Source organism: Roseofilum sp. SBFL (assembly GCF_017746885.1).
Taxonomy (GTDB): Bacteria; Cyanobacteriota; Cyanobacteriia; order Cyanobacteriales; family Desertifilaceae; genus Roseofilum.
This window is the reverse complement of the sequence record NZ_JAGHZH010000133.1, coordinates 33,966-43,372: the sequence shown is the minus strand read 5'-3', so window position 1 is coordinate 43,372 and position 9,407 is coordinate 33,966. Positions and strand designations below refer to the sequence as shown.

The 9,407-nt window shown below is 45.7% G+C and carries 6 protein-coding genes; all 6 read right to left on the bottom strand.

The genetic code is table 11. The features are described 5' to 3' along the window. Positions 1-333: 333 nt before the first annotated feature. Complete coding sequence (locus J7545_RS14270) at positions 334-819, bottom strand: AAA family ATPase (RefSeq protein ID WP_318698510.1); 486 nt, start codon at positions 817-819, stop codon at positions 334-336. 47 nt (positions 820-866) lie between these two features. After that, positions 867-2,171, bottom strand: coding sequence for a glucose-1-phosphate adenylyltransferase (locus J7545_RS14265; RefSeq protein ID WP_318698511.1), 1,305 nt, complete (start codon positions 2,169-2,171; stop codon positions 867-869). 170 nt (positions 2,172-2,341) lie between these two features. Next, positions 2,342-3,229 (bottom strand): ABC transporter permease, encoded by an 888-nt coding sequence (locus J7545_RS14260; RefSeq protein ID WP_413038656.1) that lies wholly within the window; start codon positions 3,227-3,229, stop codon positions 2,342-2,344. Positions 3,230-3,276: 47 nt separating this feature from the next. Next, positions 3,277-4,287: an ABC transporter substrate-binding protein gene (locus tag J7545_RS14255; RefSeq protein ID WP_318698513.1), complete on the bottom strand. Its 1,011-nt coding sequence runs from the start codon at positions 4,285-4,287 to the stop codon at positions 3,277-3,279. A gap of 77 nt (positions 4,288-4,364) precedes the next feature. Then, positions 4,365-7,823, bottom strand: a complete 3,459-nt coding sequence (locus tag J7545_RS14250; RefSeq protein ID WP_318698514.1) for a PAS domain S-box protein — start codon at positions 7,821-7,823, stop codon at positions 4,365-4,367. A gap of 205 nt (positions 7,824-8,028) precedes the next feature. Beyond that, on the bottom strand, positions 8,029-9,381 hold the full coding sequence (gene aroA, locus J7545_RS14245; protein ID WP_318698515.1) for a 3-phosphoshikimate 1-carboxyvinyltransferase: 1,353 nt from the start codon (positions 9,379-9,381) through the stop codon (positions 8,029-8,031). Positions 9,382-9,407: the final 26 nt, after the last annotated feature.

The following is a 9,407-nucleotide window of genomic DNA, read 5'->3' as shown; positions in this document are numbered from 1 at the left end:
CAACAAAATCGTTGCTTCGGCAGAGCGAGCTACATGTTTCCGAAGTGTTAACTCTCCATCCATCGTCTACTCTACTCTTCAGCTCTTTACCTTCCCTCTTATTCTAGCCCTCTTTCGGCAGAGTGACAAAAGAGGGGTATAACGCTTTGCGCTAGGGAATAGGGTTTTATTAAAGCGATGCCAGAAAATGTATTGTTGTTGTTGTTTTATATCCAGGAATCTGATTTACGCTGACGAAACTTTTCCCTTCTCCTGTACCCTTTTTCATCGAAGAGGGGTATCAAATCCCAAAAATTACACGACACACCAATCTGTGTATCTCCCTCTCAATCATCATAGGGGTTCCCTCCTGGGTTGATAAAAAATCAAATGATTCATCCCCTCACTCAGACTCGGAGGCGCACCCCAGAGCTGGCGGTACATCGTCAAGATTACCTCTTCAGGAACTTGGCGATCGCGCGATCGATTTCTCGCCAAACACTCCTGTAACCGGGTTCTCATCCAAATCCCGGTAATCGAAGAAAACCCCAACTCACGGCCAAGCCGAATCACGTCGTGGCGGTTGGCTCGTTTCGCATTCGTTGCATCATAAATCGTTGGCGCTCCTTCGAGCAGAGCTGATTGAAGCTGCAACCTGACCTGATTCCAGATTAATCCCCAATCCCCTTGAACTGCCGGATTTCCAAACAATTGCCGCCGAATAGCATCAGTAGAAACCAGTCGATAGGTCGGCCAAGCCGCCATCAACTGGTGAGCTAGGGTAGACTTCCCGCTACCTGGAAGACCAATTAATAAAATCAGTCGGCAGGAGTTCGTCATAATCCTTGATTAAAAGAGGATCTCCATTACCCTAAATCTTGAGTGGACTAAATCACTGTACCATCGGGAATAGTGGCATTTTTAATAATTACCACCACTCCACCACGAATTAAAAAGCCTAGCTTTTCAGTCTCTTGATTGTTTCCTTCTTCCACCTGGTCTTTATTAATAATTTTGACATTGCGACCAATGCGAGCATTCTTATCAATAATTGCCCCTCGGATTGTGCTTCCTTCGCCAATTCCCACTGGAACCTTTCCTTTCTGAATCCCGGAGTGGCGTTCAGCAAACGGTTCGTAGAAGTCTGAACCCATCAGCATGGAATCTTGGATAACACAATCAGCTTCTACGCGCGATCTCACACCCAAAACCGAATGATGGATAGTACAATTCTTGAGAATACAGCCTTCTGCAACAATCGATTGAGTCACCTTCGCATCCAACAGTTTAGAGGGAGGTAAGAACCGGGAACGGCTATAAATCGGGGTGGTTTCATTATAGAAACTAAACGGTGGAGTCGGTTGTTCCGTTAGTGCCAGGTTTGCGTCATAAAACGCCTTAATGGTTCCGATATCTTCCCAATAATCATTGAACAGGTAGGCCTGCACTCTGTAATTCTGAGCCGCCGCAAAAGGTAGAACTTCCTTACCAAAATCTTTTTGCGTCGGATTTTCCGTGAGCAGTTTACCCATCAAATCTTTGTTGAAGACATAAATACCCATGGAGGCAATATAGGGCTTTTGTTTCGCTTCTTCTGGAGAAAGACCCAAAATGGTCGTATCCACCGCCATTTTTTTCAGATCATCTCCCTTGGGTTTCTCACTGAAATCAATGATTCGTCCCGTCTCATCGATTTTCATTAACCCAAAATCAGAGGCGCGTTCCTCATCAATAGGAACTACCGACAGGGTAATATCTGCCTGGCTTTCCCGGTGGTAGTTGATGAAGTCCCGATAATCCATACGGTACAGATGATCCCCCGATAGGATCAAATATTCATCAACTTCCCATTCTTGCATTAACCATAGATATTTACGCACGGCATCGGCCGTTCCTTCAAACCAACTGTCACGGTCATTAGCCGTCTGTTGAGCTGCCAGAATTTCTACAAAGCCTTCCGAGAAGCTAGAAAAGCTATAAGCGCGAGTCACATGGCGGTTTAGGGAAGCGGAGTTGAATTGAGTCAGAACATAGATTTTGAAAATCTCGGAGTTGATACAGTTACTGACGGGAATATCAATCAACCGGTATTTACCAGCTAAAGGTACGGCTGGTTTAGCCCGTAGTTTGGTCAAAGGGTACAGTCTGGTTCCTGCACCTCCTCCGAGAATAATCCCTAAGACATTTTTCACGAAAAAACCCTCTTATATCAAAAACCAATAACTTTCCTAGTCCAGTGTCTGACTGAACCGGGCAGTTGGCAAGGGGGATCGCCCAGGAGCTTGAGTTAAGGAACGGTTATGTGAGTAGGGGGAGGATGGGGAGATGGGGAATTGAAGAACTTTGAATTATTGCGATTCCCTTAATTTTTAAGGGTTAATTTTTTAAGGGGGGTTTGGGGTAGGATGAGGGCGATCGCGACTAATAAGGCCGTAACTAGATTTAAGTCTTGGGCCTGAAGTCCCATAAAATTGGCATTCAGGGCAACAGCGATCGCTAAACGATACGCCAGTGCGCCTAAAATGACGCTTAATGTGCCTTGAAAGATGGTTTTCCCAGGGATAAAGGTTTCGCCAATAATCACGGCGGCTAATCCAAGGACAATGGTTCCTACTCCCAGGGTGACATCAGCAAATCCATAAATTTGGGCAAAGAGTGCCCCCGCCAGAGCCACCAGGGCATTACTTAAGGCCATACCCACAATAATCATCATTCCGGGATCGACCCCTTGAGCGCGAGCCATGGTTGAGTTGGCACCAGTTGCCCGCAATGCCAAGCCCCATTGGGTTGCTAAGAGGGCATCTAGGCTAACTTTGAGCAAAATGACAATGATGACCAAAATGATGGGAATGACCACTTGACGGGGCACAGAGAGGCTATTCAGGGGACTAAAGAGGGTGGTTTCCCCCAAAAGGGGAACATTGGGGCGACCCATGATCCGCAGATTGAGGGAATAGAGGGCGATCATGGTGAGAATGCTAGAGAGCAGATTGAGGATCTTGAATTGTACGGTTAGCCAGGCAGTGCAAGCTCCTGAAAGTGCCCCAGCAGCGATCGCCACTGCTGTGGCAATGATAGGATGCATTCCATTCACAATTAAGGTGGCAGCTACAGCACCTCCAAGGGGAAAACTGCCATCGACGGTTAAATCGGGAAAGTCAAGGACACGAAAAGATAGATACACGCCTAAACCGACGAGACTATAGAGTAAACCCAGTTCAATGGCTCCTAAAAGGGCAGTCATAAGCAACAATTAATAATTAACAATTAACAATTATTCCCCATCCCCCCATTCCCCTAATCTACTACCGCATCGGCGCGATCGAGGACTGACGTGGGAAGAGTTACACCCATGGATTCGGCAGCTTTGGGGTTAACATACAGTTTTAGGGTATCGACAGATTCTACAGAGATATTACCAGGGGATTCTCCTTCCAGAATGCGGATAACTTGTTTGCCAGTTTGTCGGCCAACATCATAATAATCAAAGCCTAAGCTGGCGATCGTTCCCCGCTCTACCGAATCAGTATCTCCAGAATAAATACCAATTTTATTATCAATCCCCACTTGAATCACTGATTCTAGAGCCGAAACCACCGTATTATCCGTGGGGACATAAATTACATCGGCTTTCCCAACCAAATTTTGGGCAGCGGTGACTACACCACTGGAATTGGCAACGGTGGCTTCTTCGACGGATAATCCTTTAATTTGGGCTTGGTCTTTGAGTAAATTGACTAAGGAGACGGCGTTGGCTTCTCCAGCATTATAAATTACACCAATCGTCTTCAGATTAGGATTAATTTCTTGCATTAGGGACACATGGCGATCGATCGGAGATAGGTCGCTCACTCCAGTGACTAGACCACCGGGTCGATCGAGTTTTTCCACTAATTTAGCTGCGACTGGATCGGTGACAGCACTGAAAATCACGGGAATATCGGTACTGGCAGCAACGGCGGCTTGGGCGGATGGAGTGGCGATCGCCACAATGACATCCGGTTTTTCTGCTACAAACGCAGATGCAATTTGGGCGGCAGTTGCCGGTGAGCCTTGGGCGCTCTCCCACTTCCAGGTTAGGGTTCCTCCAGCCGTATATCCGGCTGCTTTTAACTCATCCTGTATGCCATCACGGGTAGCATCTAGAGCCGGATGTTCTACAATCTGAGTGACCGCCACAAAGGGCATGGTTTCCGAAGCAGGAGGAGCAGAGGAGTCTTGAGGGGTTTGGGGAGTACATCCCCAGTTCAGGGCAACGAACAGCGTTGTACTGAGTAAACTTGCAAAGGAGTTCCATCGTAGAGTCATAGGAGAATAGGGAATTAAGAAATTAAGGAATTAGGGAATAGGGAAAACCCGGTTTTACCGACTCCCTATTCCCTACTCTAATGGGAAACAGCAGGAATTTGAATCACAAAGGTTGCGCCCTGACCCAATTCAGAAACACAACTAAGTTGTCCTTGATGTTTTTCCACAATAATTTGATAACTAATGGCTAGTCCTAAGCCGGTTCCTTTACCCACAGGTTTAGTCGTAAAGAAGGGGTCAAACAACCGTTGACAAACTTTTTCACCAATTCCTGGCCCATTATCCTTTAGTTTAACTACGGCTTGGTTATTGTCGATCAATTCGGTCGTAATTGTAATTTTGGGTTCAGCTATATTAGACTCTTCCAATGCATCAATGGCATTACTGAACAAGTTCATAAACACTTGATTGAGTTGTCCCGGATAGCAGAAAATTTGGGGTAATTTACCATAATGTTTGATTACTTCTACCCCTGGGCGATCGCCTTTGGCTTTTAATCGATTTTGGAGAATCATTAAGGTGCTATCAATGCCTTCATGGAGATCGACCTTTTTCATTTCTGCTTCATCCAATCGGGAGAAGTTACGCAGAGATAGGACAATTTCCCGAATCCGTTCTGCTCCCACTTGCATCGAGTCTAGGAGTCGGGGTAAATCTTCACTGATAAATTCTAGATCGATCGCTTCAATTTCTTCTTCTATCTGTTCTGGTGGATCGCGAAAGGTTTCCTGATAGAGTTGTAAGAGTCCGAGAATATCAGCCGTATAATCTCTTGCCGGAACTAAATTACCATAAATAAAGTTGACGGGATTATTAATTTCATGGGCAACACCGGCTACCATTTGACCAAGACTCGAGAGTTTTTCGCTTTGAATCAGTTGGGATTGGGTGCGTTGCAGTTGTCTGAGGGTTTCTTCGAGTTCTTTGGCTTTGCGATCGGCGTTTTCCGCCGCTACAGTCGCCTGACGATAGAGTTCAGCTTGGCTAATCGCGATCGCCAACTGATCCGTGACAGTTTGTAATAATTCCACCTCATCCTCCGTCCATCGACGGGGGCCATCAAAATGGGCACAACTGACACATCCTAACTCACCATAAGCCGTTTTAATTGGTAAAAAGAGGATCGCCCGATATCCTCGGCTTTCATAAAGCTGATGAATTCCTGGATCTTCATGACTGAAGATATCATCCACTTGAAGCATTTCTAGATTAAGCAAATTATTCAACAGCGGATCGTCAGCCGCTACAGGAAAACACCCCAATGCGGTTGGTAAAGTTTCCGTTTTTGCTTCTTTGACCACATTCACATATCCATAGGGAGAAAATTCTGGAGTTTGTAGTTCGTCTTCTCCCTGGGACTGATACCAACTAAATAAACACTGATCCACCTGTAACAAATTCTGAATTTCCACCACCGCTATTTCCAAAATCTGGTCAAGATTCAAAGAATTACGGACTTGAGAAGCCAAACGGTTAATCAACTCCTCCCGTTGGGCCATTTCTCGATAGCGAGTCTCACTTTTACGAATAGCTTCTTCAGAGCGCTTACGCTGAGTAATATTCTGTATTAAAGCCATACCCGCCATAATGTATCCGTCATCATTTCTGACCGGTAGGGTCTGGATTGAATAACAGTTTTCCCCCAAAGAAATCTCAAACTGTTCCGTTTCTCCCGCTAACGCATTTTGGTAATGATATTCCATCAACTGACTGACTGATTGAGGAAAGATATCTGCGGGAGTTTCCCCTTCCAATTTTTCTTTAGCTAATCGCAACTGCCCTAATTCTCGGCCTTCTGCCAGGGTAAACCGGAGGTTAAGATCGAACAAGACGACTGCACCATCCGGAAAATTTTGAGCCAAGGTGCGATAGAGTTCCTCGCTTTTTCGCAAGGCCATCTCAGTTTCAAAGCGATAAGTAATATCATTATTAATTTCTAACAGGGCGGCTGGGTTCCCCTGTCTATCTCGCTGAAGCGTCCATCGACTGGCAACGGTTACTGGAGTTCCATCGCGCTTGCTTTGTTGTAATTCTCCTTCCCAATACCCTTGTTCTTGTAAAATGTGGTGAATGGTCGGTAAAGGGATACTAAATTCCGTTTGTAAGAGACTATGAATATTCTGATTAATCGCTTGCTGTTTTGTCCAACCATAGAGTTTATGGGCCCCATGATTCCAATATTTAATCGTTCCTTCTAAGCCCAGGATCATAATGGAATCATTGGCTAAATCCAGCATTTGTACATGCTGGCGTAGGGACTGTTCCACTTGTTGACGTTCTTCAACTTCCGCCGCTAGTTCAGCGGTTCTTTGTTCAACTCGATCTTCTAATGTATCTCGATATTGCTCTAATTTTCCCTCTGATTCTTTGCGACGGGTAATATCACGGGCAACCCAAACCACAGTATCCATATCTAAAGGTGAGACTTTTGCCGCTAACCAAAAAATTTGGTCATTTAGGGTCATCGAGTATTCTACATCAATCGTTTTTTGGGTTTCTAAGGAACGACGAAGATTGGCAAGTAGGCGATGGACATTTTCATCAGGCATGAGATCGTTAATTTTCATGCCATAGAGTTCAAGCCGGTCTTGAGTAAAGAGGTTGCAGTTGGTTGGAGCAATTTCTAGGATGTGACCTTCTCGATCGAGGACGAGGATCAAATCGGTCATGGCTTTAAACAGGGCCCTTAACTGGGTTTCCTGTTGCAGAAGGCTTAGTTCTGCCTGTTTGCGTTCAGTAACTTCAATAAATAGGCCATCTAGGAGCAGTTCATGGGGAGTAAAGTTATAGGGGAGATCGTCTAAAAATTGTTGTTCTAGCGAGTTTTGAGTATCTGGGGGGGAAGTGGAGCAAGCGAGCCATTTAATTTGACCTGATGTGGTAATAATTCGGCCTTCCCAAGACCAAGCCGATTGGTTTTGAATCGCTGTTGTGATAGAAGCTTTGTATTCTGATAAATCGTCAGGATGGATTAATTCCTGAAACAAAAGGGGATGTTGCTCGAGAGCATCTGGATCGAGCTCGCAGATTTTGCTGCAGCCTGGACTAACATAAGTGAATTGGATGGGGTGTTGGGGTTTAAGAAGGAGTTGACAGATAATTCCAGGGACATTAGCTGTAAGTTTGTTAAACCGATTCTCAATTTTCATCCAAGCCGCCTCTGCTCGTTTACGTTTGGTAATATTTTGGGTGAACATGATGAGACCATTAATTTCTCCGGAAGAATTATGCCAGGGTCGAATATCCCATTCGACCCATTGCAGTTTGCCATCTTCTCCGAAAAAATAATGTTCTTCACACCCTTCATAGTTTCCTAATAAGCATTCTGTATGAATGGGTTTCCATTGCTCTGGGCAATGGGGAAAGGTGTCATAGAAGGTGAGGTTGTTTAGGGGGATATCCCTAAGACCATATTCACTCAGCCAGCGATCGCTGGTGAGTAAATAACGCATTTCTTGGTCGAACAAAGCCACAGCGGCAGGGGTTTGTTCAACAAATACTTTGAATAACTCTAGAGTAGAATTTGAACTGTCCATTCGCGAGCAGCGACACATTAGGTTATCCAGAGCTTAACTGAAAAACCCCGTGGTTGAAAATAGCTGATATTCAGGAAATCTCTGGGATGGATTTTAAACTGGGGCTTTAAGGCAACATGAATTAGGGTTACTATAGTGCATTCTATCTTAGGATAGTTGATAGTGAATAGTTGAGAGTTGGCAGACTTGCAATCTTCTTGATCGACTATCCCTCAATTAACAGTCTTTCTAGGGTAGGGGTAAAGCTGGGGTAGGAAATGGCGGCTGCTTGGGCGCGATGAATGGTGGTTTTTCCTTGGGCATTGAGGGCGGCGATCGCCAAACTCATGGCGATCCGATGGTCGGTATGGCTGTCAACTTCAGCCCCTTTAAGGGGGGTAGAGCCAATAATTTCTAAGCCGTCGGGGTGTTCGGTAATGTTAGCTCCCATACGGCTCAGTTCGGAGGCCATAACGGCCAGGCGATCGCTTTCTTTAACTCGTAATTCTGCCGCGTCTTTAATCGCGGTTTTTCCTTCGGCAAAGGCAGCAGCGACCGCTAAGATGGGAATTTCGTCAATTAAGCGGGGAATTAAGTCTCCGCCAAATTCGCATCCGTGCAGACGGCTCGATTTTACTCGTAAATCGGCTACGGGTTCACCCGTCACTATTCTTTGATTGAGAAATTCAATATCGGCTCCCATTTGCTCTAAGACTTCTAATACTCCAGTGCGGGTAGGATTGATACCCACATTTTCAATCATCAGGTCGCTATCAGGAAGGATCGCTCCTGCAACTAACCAAAAGGCTGCCGAACTAATATCTCCAGGAACAATAATCGATTGACCGGATAATTGAGCTGGTCCTACAACAGTAACCGAATGGGTTTGCGGGTCTCTTTTCACCGTTGCGCCAAAGGCGGCTAACATCCGTTCGCTATGGTCTCTAGATAGGGCGGGTTCGGTGACCCTGGTTTCTCCTTCTGCCATCAGTCCTGCCAGGAGAATACAGGATTTGACCTGGGCTGAGGCAATGGGGGAATGGTAATGAATGGGTTGGAGTTGGGTTCCTTGCACAGCTAGAGGGGCAAGGGTGTGGTTTTTGCGTCCCCAAATTTGAGCGCCCATTTGTTTTAGGGGGTTAATCACTCTGGACATAGGGCGCGATCGCAAGGAACCATCTCCCGTTACACTAAACAAGCGGTCTTTATGGGAGGCTAAAATTCCCAACATCAGGCGCATTGTGGTTCCAGAGTTGCCACAATCTAAAATATCAGTTGGCTCCTGTAGTGCTCCGAGTCCTAAACCGTTAACTTTAACTTCTTCGGAGTTAAGTTTTGTAATATTTACGCCCATAGCTCGAAAACAGGCGGCGGTACTCTGGGGGTCTTCTCCAATGAGCAATCCGGCGATCGTTGTTTCTCCTTGGGCTAAACTCCCTAACATCAGCGATCGATGGGAAATCGATTTATCTCCAGGCACTTGAATCTTGCCCTGTAGCGCTACCCCAGTTTTTGGGGGTTGAACGATCAAATCTTCATCAGGGCCAATTAAATTTAAGGTAACGATCGGGGCGGTCATGGAGATAAACTAAAAATAAGTGAAAA